Here is a 13,660-nt window from a genome sequence, read left to right on the forward strand (position 1 = left end):
ACGGCAGAGGTGAATTGGAACAAGCGAAGTGTTCTGAAGGGGATGTTTCCACAGAAACGCTACCCGCATCTTCGGGATGCGGGAGAAAGAAAAAATTAATCCAGAATAGCCAAAACTTGACCGGCTTCGATCTTATCGTTCGGCTTGACCAAAATACTGCTCAGCACTCCCTCGCGCGGTGCAACAACATCGATCTCCATTTTCATTGCTTCAAGAATCATAATTTTATCACCTGCATTCACCTTTGATCCCGCTTGCGCTACAAGCTTGAAAACAGAACCCGGAAGCTCCGCGCAGATTGCATTAGCATTCGCTACAGGCGCTGCAACCGGTGCCGCTGCAACCGGTGCCGCCGGAGCTGCTGCTACGGTAACTGCAGGTGCAGTTTGAACGCTGGCGTTTCCGCCTACGATTTGTACATTATATTGTTGTCCGTCTACGATTACAGTATAGGTTCCGTTTGCCATAATATTATTCTCCTGTGGTAGTGTTGATTGAAGTGTTTCTTGTGCCGCTTTCGGGCTGTTTTTTCGAACATTGAGTGTTGCTTCCCCTTTAAGGAAAGCAATCCCTTTAATATCGCATGAAGCAGCGATGAAAATATTTTCATCGCTGACTTCAATCCCTTCTTCCTCCAAACGCCGGCTCCAGTAAGCGATTGATTTGGTCTCATCGCGATCCGCAATATCGATGGCATTGTCCGTCGTCGGTTCAAGCTTAAGCTGTTCATGCGCGATGCGAACCACTTCCGCATCGGGAGCGGTAGGTGTTTTACCGAAATAGCCCAGTACCATTTTCCCATACCCGGGGGCAATTTTTTTCCATGGACCCATCAACGCATTGTTGAGTGCCTGCTGGAAGTAAAACTGTGATACCGGAGTTACGGAGGTACCGTATCCCCCTTTTTCCACCACTTCGCGCATTGCACGAATCACTTCGGGATAACGGTCTAACATATTGTTATCGCGCATCATCTGCGTATTTGCGGTCAACGCACCGCCCGGCATCGGAGAAAACGGAATCAAAGGCGATACTTGTGTCGCTTCCGGCGGCATAAAATACTCTTTCAGGCAATCTTGAAGCGTATCTTCATATTGTAAGATTTTTTCCAATTCCAATCCGCCAAGATCAAAGTTTTTACCTTTGACTGCATGTAACATTGTCAAAATATCAGGCTGAGATGTCCCTCCGCTCACCGGAGCCGCCGCCATATCGATACCGTCAATACCTGCATCCAATGCCGCCAGATAGCACGCAACACTCACACCGGCCGTCTCATGGGTGTGAAGACGCAGATGGGTCCCCTCCGGAACTAAGCGGCGTGCCATTTGAATCGTTTCGTACACTTTTTGAGGGCTGGAAGTTCCGCTCGCGTCTTTGAAACAGATTGAACTGTACGGAATGCCGGAATCTAAAATTTCACGCAATGTTTTCTCATAAAACGCAACATCATGTGCACCGACACACCCGGGAGGAAGGTCCATCATCGTGACAACCACTTCATGCTTCAGTCCATGATAAGCGATCCGTTCACCCGAATATTTCAAATTCTCGACATCATTCAACGCATCAAAATTTCGAATGGTCGTCGTACCGTGTTTTTTGAACATTTTTGCGTGCAGATCCACCAATTCACGGCTTCCCGTATCCAGCATCACCGTATTAACACCGCGCGCAAGTGTCTGTAAATTGGCATCCGGTCCGACGATAGCACGGAAACGGTCCATCATCTCAAATGCATTTTCGTTCAGATAAAAGAAAAGACTTTGAAAACGGGCACCGCCCCCAAATTCGAAATGCCGGATTCCCGCCTCTTTAGCCGCTTCAACCGCAGGGAAGAAATCTTCCATTAGTACCCGTCCGCCAAAAACAGATTGAAATCCGTCACGAAAGGTCGTATCCATCACATCGATGTATTTTTTTGCCATTTTCTGTATAACCCCTACTTCTTTAGATTATTATGGTGATGAATTGCTGCAACAACAGCGGCCACGCCGATTAAACCGCCGTTTTGAGTTTTCTCAAGTTCATGGTGGTGGATGGCGGCTGCGATTGCGGCAACCTTGGCTTTTACATCATTCTTCTCTTGAGTATGATGATGAAGAGCGGCAGCGATAGCTGCTATTTTTGCACCTTGTTGCCGTTCATTAAAGGAAACATCGGAAGCCCCTGCGGCAACTTCAGTTGCAAACTTTCGAGATTCCGGGAGATTTTTGGATTGAAATAGTGAAAAATATTTCTTTATTTTAGTCAGTAATTCCACTCTTTTGTATCCCCTTATTAATTTGCACACGTAATTACACGGTTTGAGATTCTAGTATAAAGTTCATTAAAAAAGATTTACTGAACCCGGTTTCAAAGAACCTTTTAGTTTCTTTCGTTACAATTCGCCCCATTATTTCACGCACGGAGGAGTCTCTTATGGATCTAAATAAAATCGGTTACGGTGAAAATCCCGATAAAGTTAAAGCAATTATCGAAATTGCATGCGGATCGAACATCAAGTATGAGGTTGAAAAAGAGAGCGGTGCTCTGGTCCTTGACCGTGTCATGCACTCGGCTATGTACTATCCGGCAAACTACGGCTTTGTCAACAAAACCCTTTCTCAAGACGGAGATCCGGCTGATATCTTGATCCTTACCGAGTATCCGATGGTGGAGGGGTGTGTTACCAACTGCCGGTTGGTCGGTGTGTTAATTATGGAAGACGAAAGCGGTATCGATGAAAAACTGCTGGCTGTTCCGACGTCAAAAATCGATCCTACCTTTGAAGAGATTCAAGACCTCGGTGATATTCCGAAACATACTTTGGCAAAAATCAAAAACTTTTTTGAAACGTATAAAATGTTGGAGCCGGGCAAATGGGTAAAAGTCAAAGGATTTGAGGACAAAGCATCAGCGACTAAAATCCTAGAAGACGCCATCAACAACTATAAAGAATAATCCGGTATGATCGATTTCGGTACCCAAGATTTTTTTGCCTATGCGATATTCGGGCTTATTCTTAATTTTATTTTTTCCATTGCGTTCGGTATCTATCTGAGCAAAAATATCGGTATCGAAGAGATGATGCTCTCCAAAGGCGAACGCGAGCAACCTTGGTGGATGGGGTTAACCCTCGCCGTTCCGTTTGCGAAAATGGCCATAACCCTCTATCGGGTTGCTATTTTACAGATCTATTTCCTTGATCAGGGGAGAACCCATAAAGATTTTTGGGTCTACCTCACCACAGAGGATTAAGTTTTACTTACTTCTCTTTTTTTAGACACTCTTTCACTTTATCGGTCGGATGAAACCCTTTTTTCTGACGTTGGGCCCCTTGCTGAGCTCTCATAAACCTCCATTTCCATTCACGATTGTCCAATTTCGGATCCATCATTGCAATCCCCCGCGAAAGGAGCATCTCGCTGTAGGTTTCCAAACCGTTGGCATAGAGGAGACACCCCTCCGTGATCTGCTCAAAATGGTACGATTGCCCGATAATCAGATGCTCTTTTGCAAATACCCTCTCATGCGGAGAGTTCTGATAAAACGTATCGACCGCTTGAGCGCACTCTTTTGAAGTTTTCGCCATCGTTTCCAACGGTACGACTCCGAAAGGGGTGCACGAGACGATGGTGTTTTTGTAGAGGAGATTGAGTTTCCCGTTATCCTCAATCGATTTCAGCATTCCGAGCGAAATTTCACCGTACAGGGGCAGCCCACTCATCAGGAAAAGAATAAATGTTTCTTTTTTACCCATTTTTTTCCTTTTTTTCGAAAATTTCTTACTCCGAAACTTAAAGTAAGCGAGGATATAATCATTTTTTCTAACATTTTTTACCTATTTAATCCGCCAACCTTAAACTGCCACATCCCTGTACCATGGTGGCTAATGGGCTATTTCTATTTGTTTTTCTTAACATATTCATTTAAGAAGATGACACCATTGTCCAAAGCCAACTATTCCCCTAAAATTTCACATCTACATTAAGAGGTGCGAATATTGAGATTTTTACTATTGATCATTTCCATGACACTGACCCTTTTGGCTTCCGATAGCAGCCAAAAAATCTCCCCCAAACAGCTTCACGTCCTTCAGACGGTTCGAGATGTTGCTAAAAGTATACCGGATAAAAACGGTAAGACCTATGAGAACGATCTGAGTGCTATTTGTCTGACCGAAAGCAGCGCGGGAACCTATGTCATCGGCGATTTTCGACATAAAAAATCATTTACCAAAGCATCACTCGGAGCCATGCAGATACAGGTAATAACGGCTCGCCATGTCTCAGAGCATGTTAAATCGCTCCGCTGGATCGGTACCCTTAGCGACGTTCAGCTGGCAGGACGATTACTCGGTGATGTCAAACTCTCCGCAAAAATTGCGACCCATTACGTTATTTTACTTCATAAAAATCGGACCGGCCATTTTTACGCTATCAGCGGTTATAACGGAGGGCTTACCAATCGCCCCTATTATGAGCGTGTTATGAAAAACAAAGAAATAGTCGAACGTCTTGTCGTTGAGGGGAAATTGTCGTAAAGATTTTCGTTATAATATCTCCATGTTTTCGGAGGAGGTACATCGATGGATGATGAAAAACTTAAACTGATTCTTGCCGTCTTGGGTGGAATTGTTTTTAGTCTCGTTTTTGTACTTCTGGCATTTGTCCTCCCGTTGCAGGGAGCTCCCCTTAGCGAACCGCTTCAGACGGAACAACCGCTTCAGCACTAAACTCGGTTTTATACTTTCCTCTCGTTGACCATTGCTTCAAGATAGCCATACATCTCTTGACTGTGCTCTTCCATCTTTTCAAAATTGGCAATTATTGTTTGATGATTCTCAATCACCTTGTCTACCGGATCGATAAAAGAGAGATTTAGATTAACGTAGCGGTGAATCTCGCTATGGGGTTTTTCAATTTTTGAATAAGCTTGCGTCTTACCGAACTTTTCTTTTGCAAACCCGTTATACCATTGCCCTAAACGGCATTCGGCATGGTTTTGAATATCCATCCGTTTATGACGACGGACAATTGAAGTATAGGCATTGGACTTATAGATGGTATGGTCGATTTTGGCGAGGAGGACATAGACCATATTCTCAATTGCATTGGCATACGATGAGGCCATTTTTGCATCATGGCTAAATTGATTGAAGGTGGACCTGAATGTTTCGATGCTCTCGACGGAATTTTGGGCAATCGAATCGGTCAGCTCGGCACTCTCTTGAAGATCGGAAGCATCTTGCTGTAACGTTTGAATCGAGATCGCAATTTCACTCGTCGCTTTCTGCGTCCTTTCGGCAAGTTTTCGGACCTCATCGGCAACGACGGCAAATCCCCGTCCGTGTTCACCCGCCCGTGCCGCTTCGATAGCGGCATTCAGGGCGAGAAGGTTTGTTTGTTCGGCAATCTCTTTGATCAAACCGACAATCGACGTAATCTCGCGGGTTTTTTCATTCAGGATATGAATACTCGATGCCGAAGTGTTTGCACTCAAAATCAGTTCATGCAATTTATCGTTGATTTCCTGAATCGCTCCGATACTACCGTCGGCATTTTGCTCCGTTTGGTAGCTGATCTCAACAATTTTTTTAATATTTTCGATAGAGTGATTCAGATCTTTTTGAAGAAGGCCCAGCTCTCCGATTACCCCATGCCCGATTTTTCCGATCGCATTGTTGATATCGGTTGTAAGAATCGCCCCCGTGTCACTTTCCATATTGGCAATAGCACGATTTGTCGTAATCACATTCTCTTTAAATTTCCCCTGAAAAAGGGTCTCTTCAATTTTGCGGTAACCGCTTTTTTCACTCGCATGTTCGATGGAGGTTGATACTTCCGACATGTATTGGGAGAGTTGATGGGCAAAACTGTTAAAACTCAAACGCATTTTTTCAAGCTCCCCCCCCTCTTCAAAGTCTTCCAAGCGGCGCTCAAGTTTCCCCGCCTCGGCATCGGTCAATACATCGGTAAATTTTTTGATCGTCGATTGAACATGCCGGATGTTCATAAACATATACCATGCCAGCGCAAAATTGGCGATATTAATAACGCGCATGATGTCAAACCCATAATGATAAATCTCGATGAGCAATGCAACCGTAAAAATAAAAAGCGAAACCATATTCGCATACTGAATTTTGGAAAGTGATGACAACCGTTCCATCCTAACCCTTTATATGACTTTTTTCTTTACGCTGATTATAGCCAACATGACACCGACTTAATCACAAATAAATTACATTTATCCAATTTTTTTCCTCCGTTGCAACGGAAAGGGGAGCGCTTTAAAATAGAAACGAACCATTTACCATTATAAATAGCCATAAGCCAACCCTTTAAAAATCTGGATATACTATAACAATTATTTTGAGATTTTGAAAAGGCAGTGTGTGAACATAAACGTTTCGAATTTTTCCCCTCTCACCCAACATTGCCAAAATATCCGCCATATTTTGATTGTGGAGGATTCTTTAACCCTTTCCCATCACCTTAAAGAGCAAATTGACAGAAAATTTTCGTTCGACTGCGACACGGCACGTACCAAACAAGAGGCCGAAGAAAGGATTCGGCACAAACGGTACGATCTCATTATTTCCGATATCAATCTACCCGACTGTGACGGCAAATTTATCCGCGAATTGATCAACAACGGCCATCGCATTATCGTCATGACCGGGGTAACGGATGAAGAGAAACGCTCAAAAATTATCACCCTCCCCATTGTCGATTATGTGGTTAAAAACGACGCCAAAACTCTGGTCAATTATTTGACCCGAACGATACAAAGATTGAATGAGAATCAGCATACCGTTATCGGCATTTGTGACGATTCGGCAACTTCACGGCAGATCATGATCCACATGATTGAATCCCAGAATCTTCAATACATTGAATTTGAAGACGGTCAACAGGTGATTGACTACCTTTCGGACCGAAGTGTCAAAATGGACATTTTACTCACCGATTATCTTATGCCCAATATCGACGGGCTTGAACTGGTTCGGCGGATACGTCACACCTTTTTAAGCGAAGAGTTCCCTATCCTATCTATCTCCGCCTCTGAACGCCCCCATATACTCGCACAGTTTTTAAAAGCGGGGGCGAACGATTATATCCCCAAAAATGCCGAGAATGAAGAGTTCCTGACCCGACTGAATATGACGCTCGATCACCTCTATACCAACCGTCGGAACCAATCGCTGATGGAAGAGCTCGGAAAAGCAGCTACCCACGATTTTCTGACACAGCTTTACAACCGTACCTATTTTTTCTCTCAGATACCGCACATTACGGCCAATGCTTCACGTCAAAAAAAGCCGTACGGAATTTTAATGCTCGATATCGACCATTTTAAAAAAATCAACGATACCTATGGGCACTATGCCGGAGACAAAGCGATTCAGCATCTGGCAATGGTACTCATGGACATCAGCCGAACATCCGATTATTGTTTTCGATGGGGAGGGGAAGAGTTTTTGATTTTAATTCCGATTTGTGAAACATCCCAGGAGCTTCTGCACTTCGGCGAACGGATACGCAACACCGTCGAAAAATCAAAAATCCGTATTGCAGAGGAGAATTTCATCTTTCAAATAACCATCAGTATCGGCGGTATACTAGGGTCGGATAATGATGTACAAAGCCTTATTTCCAAAGCGGACGAGATGCTTTACACCGCGAAAAAATCGGGACGTAATTGCGTCAAAATATACGAAATGTAATCTCTTTTATCGGTTTTTCATTGGGAGCAGAACTTGAGTCAAATTTTTTTATTAGCACTGGTTGCGGCCCTCTTTTACTGGGTCTACAAAAGCTATTCACGCTATCAAAACAGTGAATACTCTCCCAAGCAGTTTCGAAGTTTCGTTCTGACCAAAGAGGCTCTCGCCAAAAGCGAATTGGGGCTCTTTGTCGCACTGGTTGCCAAAGTAGCCAAAGCAGACGGACGGATCGACGAACTCGAAGCCGAAGTGATCGGCAATATGTTCAATGACATCAGCACCCTTTTTCCCGATCCGATAAGCGCCAAAACATTTCTCAAAGAGATTTTTACGGCGGAAAAACAGCGATCGGACACTATTGAGCCTGTCGCGCGCGTCCTCTTTGAATTGATCCGAAACGATCCCCATAAGCGGGTCCAAATGATGCAGTATCTTGTCAATCTGGCTTACATCGACGGGACGCTCAGCCGTTTAGAAGAGGAGATGCTCACTAAAATTGCCGTCTATCTCCATTTTAACGCCCAGGAACTCACCTCGATGCTGGAACTGTTCGGATCGTTTCACCGTCAAAGCTTCAAGGAGAGTTCACTCGATCACGCCTATTCTCTTTTGAACCTCACCAAAAGCTCAAGCGACGAAGAGCTTAAAAAAGCCTACCGGGCTCTGGTGAAACAGCACCATCCCGATATCATCAAGGCACAAGGGGCCAGCGAAGATTATATCCAGGCCGCAACCTCCAAAGTTCAGGAGATTAATGCCGCATACGAATTGATCAAAAAAACACGGGGAATTTGACGGAGACGCTGATGATTCTGTACAACCGACAAAGAGATCTCTTCCGCTACTTTAGGATAGCCTCTCCCTTATGATACATCTGAACACCGACAGCAAATTAACCATTTTAATGCCGCACCAGAACAAGGCCCTTGCGGAAGCGATCAAAAATGCCACCCCCCAGCAGCTGGATCAACTCCGAGAGGGGAAAGATGTCAAGAGTCTCCTTACCTCCGTTTTTCACGACAAAACGACCGCTTCCAAATCGGATCAGACCCTCCTTGAGATCCTTAAAAACGGGGCTGCTTTTAAAAATATGGGAAATGTTGCCGATGAGCTCAAAACTCTCGTAACTAGCCTGAAAAATTCCCCGGATCTTGCCCTGAAATCGTCCACGTTGGAGGGATTTGCCAAAAAAATGGATTCGCTCAACGGCAATACCCTCAAAACTCAGATGGACAACAGCGGTATTTTTATGGAATCGAAAATCGGTTCCGCCGCCCAAATCGTCCCGACCCTTCAGGAAAAACTGCAGACACTTCAAACTCTCCTCACCAAAAGCACCCTCCCCGAAGCCAAAAAGATCGGTGGCGCCCTCGAGGCCCTCGTGAGCACAATCGATCCGAATCAACCCCTCACTACCCTCCAGAGTGCCGAAACACTCACGAATGAGCTGAAAAAAATCACCGATTCCCTCCAAAAATTCATCACAAAAGGGGATGTTTTGTATTCCAAAGAGATGGGGGGGATGGTCCAAAAACTCGATCTTCTCCTCGCTCAGCCCCCTCTCTCGTTTCAGGAGATCAAAGCGACCCTCTCCCAACTCTACGGAGCCCTCCTCTCCAGCGCTGCCTCCGATGCCAACGCTCTGCTCGATACCCTCGAACGGCTGCTGAAACAGGTCGCCAATCCGTCTGAAGAGTCTCTCCCTCTCCTTAAAGAGTTGAGTGTAAAGCTTCGCAACACCCTCGCTTCGGGTGAAGCGACCTTCAGGGAAAGCGGCAAACTGGCCGCAAAACTGGGAGAGTTTTCCCATCCTAACGATCTCTTAATCGATAAGGTACTCCAAGAATCGATGGAAGGGGATCTCAAATCGGGGCTGATGAAACTTTCCGAAGAGCTTCAAAACAGCACGTCCCCCCATAGCGAAGAGCTTTTAAAACAGGTCGATAAACTCCTCACCCAAATTGATTATCATCAACTCCTATCCGCTCTGGACCATTCGACGTCACTCTATTTCCCTTTTGAGTGGGATCAGCTGGAAAACGGATCGCTCGCGTTTAAAAAAGTAGAGAATAACAAATTTTATTGCGAAATCAATCTTCAACTCAAAGAGTACGGTGAGCTGAACTTGTTGATGGCTTTGTACGATAAAAATCAGATCGAAATCCAGGCCCATACCGAAACACCGCAACTGAAAACATTGTTGCAAGAGAATGTGGGGGAGTTGCGGGGATTGCTGATCGATGCGGGGCTCTCGCCCCGACGAATCCGTTTTTTTGAGATGAAGGAGTCCCCCTGCGCTTCTGCTGAACCCTACGGCTCCTTCGGTTCGGATCTGGGATTTGAGGTCAAGGTATGAAGAAAGCGGTCGCACTGCGCTACAACACCGAAAAAGAGAAAGCCCCCCGCGTCGTTGCCTCCGGTAAAGGGGCCACGGCCGAAAACATTATCAAAATTGCAGAGCTTCATAACCTCCCCATCCAAAAAGATGAAGATCTCGTCGAACTTCTCAGCAAAATAGAGATTGACCGGGAAGTCCCCGAAGCGTTTTACAAAGCGGTCGCCGAGGTCTTCAGTTTTGTCTATAAAATGACCAAAAAGGTTAAAACTTAACCCCTTCATACCGGTCATAGATCCATTCCGCCACAGCTTGGCGCTCTTCATCGCTTAGCTTCCCTTTGAGTGATGGCATGATGCCGAACCGCTCGATCGCCATCGGATGGCACATGCTGTATTGAACGCTCGGATTTTCGATATAGTCTTTGATAAAGGCGATAACGACACGCCGTTTGACATCTTGGTCCTCCTCTTTGATCACGATGTTCTCCTTCAGCCGGTTGGAGACTTCAATCATCGGAGGGGCTTTGAGATTTTTAAGATTTTTCAATACCAAACTTTTTTCCATGATCTCCACGTGACAGTGCATACAGTTCTTTTGATACACCCCATACCCCTCAACCGCCCATAAAGCATATCCCGATACCAGTAACACTAACCCTAATTTCATTCTTTCTCTCCTCCCTGATAATAACGGCATTGTACCAAACGGGGATCCTCCCGATGGTCGATCAAAATCTTTTTCACCCGATCCTGCCACATTATCCCAAATGTTTCAACCGCACTCGCCTCGGCACGCCCCGATATAATCAGCGGGAGTAGCTCACCCATCTCCCCCTCTACCGGAACCATCGAAGGGTTGTAGGAGAGGATGACGCGCTCTTGCGTATCGACCCGCTCCAGCACCATCTCCCCCTCGATATCGGCATCAAAGCACAGGAGCCCGCGTCGATCGAACATCCCCCCCAATCCGTGGAAACCGCCGCTCTGCGCCGCCCCCGTTATCATCGATGCGACATTGGCGACCACTCCGATCGTCCCCTCGCCGAGTTTCCCCCTCATCTGAATCTTAATCTCGCCGCGAACGGGGGTATCCTCACCGTAAAGTTCTGTGACCCCTTTTCTAACCATCAAGTAGGCACCCGCTACGGTAGGGCAGGAGTGACCTGCAAGTTTGACAATATCTTCGTAGGTATACGTCAATATTCCTTTTTCAGCTGCTCCCAATAACCGGGACAGGGGATCGCTCATTGTAATCGAAGGGACATCATTAAAAAAATCAGGTGTTTTCATCGGTTTCACTTTTATTATATTAGAGTTCTTGTAGAACTCTCTTTCAAACGTGCTTTGAGCAAAGCCCAAAGCACTACGCTAGCCGCTATGGCGCTAAAGCTTGCCTCTTCGAGGCAGAAAACTTCTTGCATAACAAGGTTATGCAAGAAGTCTATTTATTACACACTTTTCGCTCATAGCCCGGAAAGTGGCGGGGACAATCTGTCCTCTGCACCCCCTTGAAGCTACCCGCATCTTTCGGATGCGGGAGATTATAGGGGCTAACGGTGGTTTTCGTATTGATACCGATCAAGATTTTGTTGTTTCAATGATTCAGGGTTCCAATGCTACACTTACGGTATGAAAAAAATAACTACCCCCTTTTGGGAAACAAAACAGCTCAAAGAACTTACCCATGAAGAGTGGGAAGCGTTATGCGACGGATGCGGTTTATGCTGTCTTCACAAAATGCAAGACGAAGAGGAGGAGGATGCTCCCGTAGTGCTCACGCGCGTCGTCTGCCGCTGTTATGATATTAAAGCGGGGCAATGCAGTGATTATCCCAACCGCCATGAAAAAGTAGAAGGGTGTACCGCCCTCACTCCCGATCGGGCCGCCGAATTTGACTGGCTCCCCGAAACCTGTGCCTACCGGCTACGCCACCATAATCTCCCTCTCCCCTCATGGCACCCTCTGATCAGCGGGTCACGTGAGCGTGTCCGTTTGTATGGAGTCCATGCCCTCGATCCCGTTCTGGAAACGGACGATATCGATCTGGAAGAGTATATCATCGATCCATAGTTCAACCACTACAGAAAAATTTGTCAATTCGTAGAGTATAATTTCTTTTTTATAAATATTATAATCCGATGTTTTATCCAAAAACATCCCCGAAAAGGAAAATGATGAATGTTAATCTAATTCGAAAAGTGTGCCGCCCCTTTCGCATCCTCTTGGGAGTCTCTCTGATCAGTTACGGCGTCTATAGCGGGAATATGTGGTTTTTTCTGGGAGCGGTTCCGCTGATCGCCGGAATCTTGAACTTCTGCCCTCTTTGTAAAATCACAGGACAATGTGACATTCTCTAACTGATGTTATACACTTTCCGGGCAAAGCCCGTAAAGTGGCAGGGACTAAAGTCCCTACAACCCCCTAAAGCTACCCGCATCTTTCGGATGCGGGAGAGAGTATCAACCTGATGTTATGCACTTTCCGGGCAAAGCCCGTAAAGTGGCAGGGGGGAGAGAGAGGTTTGAACTTTTTTTTGATACAATCAAGTAGTTCAACCAATCTCACCGGAGAGGAATCACAATGTCTTCACCTGCATGGATGTCCCATAAACTCGATGACGGAAGGGTTGCCTGCGACGCATGCAGCCAGCATTGCAAGCTGCAGGAGGGGGAATACGGCATCTGCGGTATCCGCCGGGTCGAAAACGGCGAGCTCCGGCTGCTGACCTACGGCATTGCCGCTGCGGTAAACGTCGATCCGGTCGAAAAAAAGCCGATGTTCCATTTTCTCCCCGGATCACGGATCTTCTCGTTCGGAACGGTCGGATGCAATTTTTCGTGCCAATTCTGCCAAAACGCCGATATCTCCCAGTATCCCAAAGAGCACCCGCACCGGATCATCGGCCGTCCCCTCTCCCCTGCCGAAGCGGTCGCAACCGCACTCGAATACGGGTGTGACAGCATCGCCTACACCTACAACGAACCGGTCGTCTTTTTCGAATACACCTACGATACGGCCCGCCTCGCCCACGAAGCGGGGCTGAAAAACGTCTACGTCACCAGCGGCTACGAGACCCGAAAAGCGATCGATACCCTCGCCCCCTATCTGGACGGGATGAACATCGACATCAAAGGCTACACCCAATCATTTTACAAGGATATCTGCGGCGCGTCTCTCAAACCGGTCCTCGATGCGGTCGAATACGCCCATTCCAAAGGGATCTGGATCGAAACGACGACGCTGCTGATTCCGGGGCTGAACGACTCACAAGAGGAGATCCGCTCCATTGCCCATTTTCAAGCTGCACTGAGCCCCGACATCCCCTGGCACATCAGCGCCTTTCATCCGATGTACAAGATGCAAGATCGCCCCCGCACCCCTCCCGAAACCCTCCGCCGCGCGTATGAAATCGGCAAGGAGGAGGGGCTTCGCTACGTCTATGTCGGCAACATCGACGACGAAGCACGCGAATCGACCTACTGTCCCGGATGCGGAAAAATGGTGATCGACCGTCAGGGGCACATCGGGCAGTACATCACCAACCATCTCGTCGAGAAAAACCGCTGCCCGTATTGCGCTACCGCAATCGCCGGGGTGTGGAGCTAAAAATAG

Annotated in this window: 17 protein-coding genes; 11 read left to right on the plus strand and 6 right to left on the minus strand. The window is 46.6% G+C overall.

Going from position 1 to position 13,660, the window contains the following annotated elements; genetic code table 11:
• Nucleotides 1–95: 95 nt before the first annotated feature.
• The gene (locus M0P91_RS08635) at nt 96–1,928 is read right to left on the minus strand and encodes a biotin/lipoyl-containing protein (protein WP_295066369.1); all 1,833 of its coding nucleotides are present in this window, start codon (nt 1,926–1,928) and stop codon (nt 96–98) included.
• 14 nt (nt 1,929–1,942) lie between these two features.
• On the minus strand, nt 1,943–2,263 hold the full coding sequence (locus M0P91_RS08640) for a hypothetical protein (protein WP_295066370.1): 321 nt from the start codon (nt 2,261–2,263) through the stop codon (nt 1,943–1,945).
• A gap of 158 nt (nt 2,264–2,421) precedes the next feature.
• Here M0P91_RS08640 and ppa point away from each other — a divergent pair, with 158 nt between their 5' ends.
• The gene (gene ppa, locus M0P91_RS08645) at nt 2,422–2,943 is read left to right on the plus strand and encodes an inorganic diphosphatase (RefSeq protein ID WP_295066371.1); all 522 of its coding nucleotides are present in this window, start codon (nt 2,422–2,424) and stop codon (nt 2,941–2,943) included.
• A gap of 6 nt (nt 2,944–2,949) precedes the next feature.
• On the plus strand, nt 2,950–3,240 hold the full coding sequence (locus M0P91_RS08650; protein WP_295066372.1) for a hypothetical protein: 291 nt from the start codon (nt 2,950–2,952) through the stop codon (nt 3,238–3,240).
• 7 nt (nt 3,241–3,247) lie between these two features.
• Here M0P91_RS08650 and M0P91_RS08655 read toward each other — a convergent pair whose 3' ends face one another.
• Nucleotides 3,248–3,742: a hypothetical protein gene (locus M0P91_RS08655; RefSeq protein WP_295066373.1), complete on the minus strand. Its 495-nt coding sequence runs from the start codon at nt 3,740–3,742 to the stop codon at nt 3,248–3,250.
• A gap of 243 nt (nt 3,743–3,985) precedes the next feature.
• Here M0P91_RS08655 and M0P91_RS08660 point away from each other — a divergent pair, with 243 nt between their 5' ends.
• A complete protein-coding gene (locus M0P91_RS08660; protein WP_295066374.1) occupies nt 3,986–4,525 on the plus strand; it encodes a hypothetical protein in 540 nt (179 codons plus the stop codon).
• A 45-nt stretch (nt 4,526–4,570) separates the two neighbouring features.
• Nucleotides 4,571–4,717: a hypothetical protein gene (locus M0P91_RS08665; protein WP_295066375.1), complete on the plus strand. Its 147-nt coding sequence runs from the start codon at nt 4,571–4,573 to the stop codon at nt 4,715–4,717.
• 8 nt (nt 4,718–4,725) lie between these two features.
• Here M0P91_RS08665 and M0P91_RS08670 read toward each other — a convergent pair whose 3' ends face one another.
• On the minus strand, nt 4,726–6,153 hold the full coding sequence (locus M0P91_RS08670; RefSeq protein WP_295066376.1) for a methyl-accepting chemotaxis protein: 1,428 nt from the start codon (nt 6,151–6,153) through the stop codon (nt 4,726–4,728).
• A gap of 226 nt (nt 6,154–6,379) precedes the next feature.
• On the opposite strand from M0P91_RS08670, the gene M0P91_RS08675 reads away from it, so the two are divergent.
• From M0P91_RS08675 to M0P91_RS08690, 4 genes are all read left to right on the plus strand, one after another.
• On the plus strand, nt 6,380–7,711 hold the full coding sequence (locus M0P91_RS08675) for a diguanylate cyclase (RefSeq protein WP_295066377.1): 1,332 nt from the start codon (nt 6,380–6,382) through the stop codon (nt 7,709–7,711).
• 33 nt (nt 7,712–7,744) lie between these two features.
• Complete coding sequence (locus tag M0P91_RS08680) at nt 7,745–8,506, plus strand: TerB family tellurite resistance protein (protein ID WP_295066378.1); 762 nt, start codon at nt 7,745–7,747, stop codon at nt 8,504–8,506.
• Between the two features lie 70 nt (nt 8,507–8,576).
• Nucleotides 8,577–10,067 carry a flagellar hook-length control protein FliK gene (locus M0P91_RS08685; RefSeq protein WP_295066379.1) on the plus strand — a complete coding sequence of 497 codons (1,491 nt, stop codon included), beginning with the start codon at nt 8,577–8,579 and terminating at the stop codon, nt 10,065–10,067.
• Nucleotides 10,064–10,321 carry an EscU/YscU/HrcU family type III secretion system export apparatus switch protein gene (locus M0P91_RS08690; protein ID WP_295066380.1) on the plus strand — a complete coding sequence of 86 codons (258 nt, stop codon included), beginning with the start codon at nt 10,064–10,066 and terminating at the stop codon, nt 10,319–10,321. Before M0P91_RS08685 ends, M0P91_RS08690 begins: the two co-directional genes overlap by 4 nt.
• On the opposite strand, the gene M0P91_RS08695 is transcribed toward M0P91_RS08690, so the two are convergent.
• Together M0P91_RS08695 and M0P91_RS08700 are read right to left on the minus strand one after the other, a co-directional pair.
• Entirely contained in the window at nt 10,311–10,715 is a 405-nt protein-coding gene (locus M0P91_RS08695) for a c-type cytochrome (RefSeq protein ID WP_295066381.1), read from the minus strand. The two genes, M0P91_RS08690 and M0P91_RS08695, sit on opposite strands and share 11 nt — an antisense overlap.
• A complete protein-coding gene (locus tag M0P91_RS08700; protein ID WP_295066382.1) occupies nt 10,712–11,338 on the minus strand; it encodes a hypothetical protein in 627 nt (208 codons plus the stop codon). Before M0P91_RS08700 ends, M0P91_RS08695 begins: the two co-directional genes overlap by 4 nt.
• 339 nt (nt 11,339–11,677) lie before the next feature.
• Between M0P91_RS08700 and M0P91_RS08705 the strand changes: the two genes are divergently transcribed.
• The 3 genes from M0P91_RS08705 (at nt 11,678) to amrS (ending at nt 13,654) form a co-directional block, all read left to right on the plus strand.
• Complete coding sequence (locus M0P91_RS08705; RefSeq protein ID WP_295066383.1) at nt 11,678–12,118, plus strand: YcgN family cysteine cluster protein; 441 nt, start codon at nt 11,678–11,680, stop codon at nt 12,116–12,118.
• A 104-nt stretch (nt 12,119–12,222) separates the two neighbouring features.
• Complete coding sequence (locus M0P91_RS08710; protein ID WP_295066384.1) at nt 12,223–12,405, plus strand: DUF2892 domain-containing protein; 183 nt, start codon at nt 12,223–12,225, stop codon at nt 12,403–12,405.
• 223 nt (nt 12,406–12,628) lie between these two features.
• A complete protein-coding gene (gene amrS, locus M0P91_RS08715) occupies nt 12,629–13,654 on the plus strand; it encodes an AmmeMemoRadiSam system radical SAM enzyme (RefSeq protein WP_295066385.1) in 1,026 nt (341 codons plus the stop codon).
• Nucleotides 13,655–13,660 lie beyond the last annotated feature (6 nt).

Source organism: Sulfuricurvum sp. (genome assembly GCF_023229695.1).
Lineage (GTDB): Bacteria > Campylobacterota > Campylobacteria > Campylobacterales > Sulfurimonadaceae > Sulfuricurvum.

What these genes read in the sequence shown, in the direction of transcription:
- M0P91_RS08665 (WP_295066375.1), top strand. Translation starts at nt 4,571, where the DNA reads ATGGATGATGAAAAACTTAAACTGATTCTTGCCGTCTTGGGTGGAATT.
- M0P91_RS08685 (WP_295066379.1), top strand. Translation starts at nt 8,577, where the DNA reads ATGATACATCTGAACACCGACAGCAAATTAACCATTTTAATGCCGCAC.
- amrS (WP_295066385.1), top strand. Translation starts at nt 12,629, where the DNA reads ATGTCTTCACCTGCATGGATGTCCCATAAACTCGATGACGGAAGGGTT.
- M0P91_RS08655 (WP_295066373.1), bottom strand. Translation starts at nt 3,742, where the DNA reads ATGGGTAAAAAAGAAACATTTATTCTTTTCCTGATGAGTGGGCTGCCC.
- M0P91_RS08650 (WP_295066372.1), top strand. Translation starts at nt 2,950, where the DNA reads ATGATCGATTTCGGTACCCAAGATTTTTTTGCCTATGCGATATTCGGG.
- M0P91_RS08635 (WP_295066369.1), bottom strand. Translation starts at nt 1,928, where the DNA reads ATGGCAAAAAAATACATCGATGTGATGGATACGACCTTTCGTGACGGA.
- M0P91_RS08690 (WP_295066380.1), top strand. Translation starts at nt 10,064, where the DNA reads ATGAAGAAAGCGGTCGCACTGCGCTACAACACCGAAAAAGAGAAAGCC.
- M0P91_RS08700 (WP_295066382.1), bottom strand. Translation starts at nt 11,338, where the DNA reads ATGAAAACACCTGATTTTTTTAATGATGTCCCTTCGATTACAATGAGC.
- M0P91_RS08710 (WP_295066384.1), top strand. Translation starts at nt 12,223, where the DNA reads ATGAATGTTAATCTAATTCGAAAAGTGTGCCGCCCCTTTCGCATCCTC.
- ppa (WP_295066371.1), top strand. Translation starts at nt 2,422, where the DNA reads ATGGATCTAAATAAAATCGGTTACGGTGAAAATCCCGATAAAGTTAAA.
- M0P91_RS08705 (WP_295066383.1), top strand. Translation starts at nt 11,678, where the DNA reads ATGAAAAAAATAACTACCCCCTTTTGGGAAACAAAACAGCTCAAAGAA.
- M0P91_RS08695 (WP_295066381.1), bottom strand. Translation starts at nt 10,715, where the DNA reads ATGAAATTAGGGTTAGTGTTACTGGTATCGGGATATGCTTTATGGGCG.
- M0P91_RS08670 (WP_295066376.1), bottom strand. Translation starts at nt 6,153, where the DNA reads ATGGAACGGTTGTCATCACTTTCCAAAATTCAGTATGCGAATATGGTT.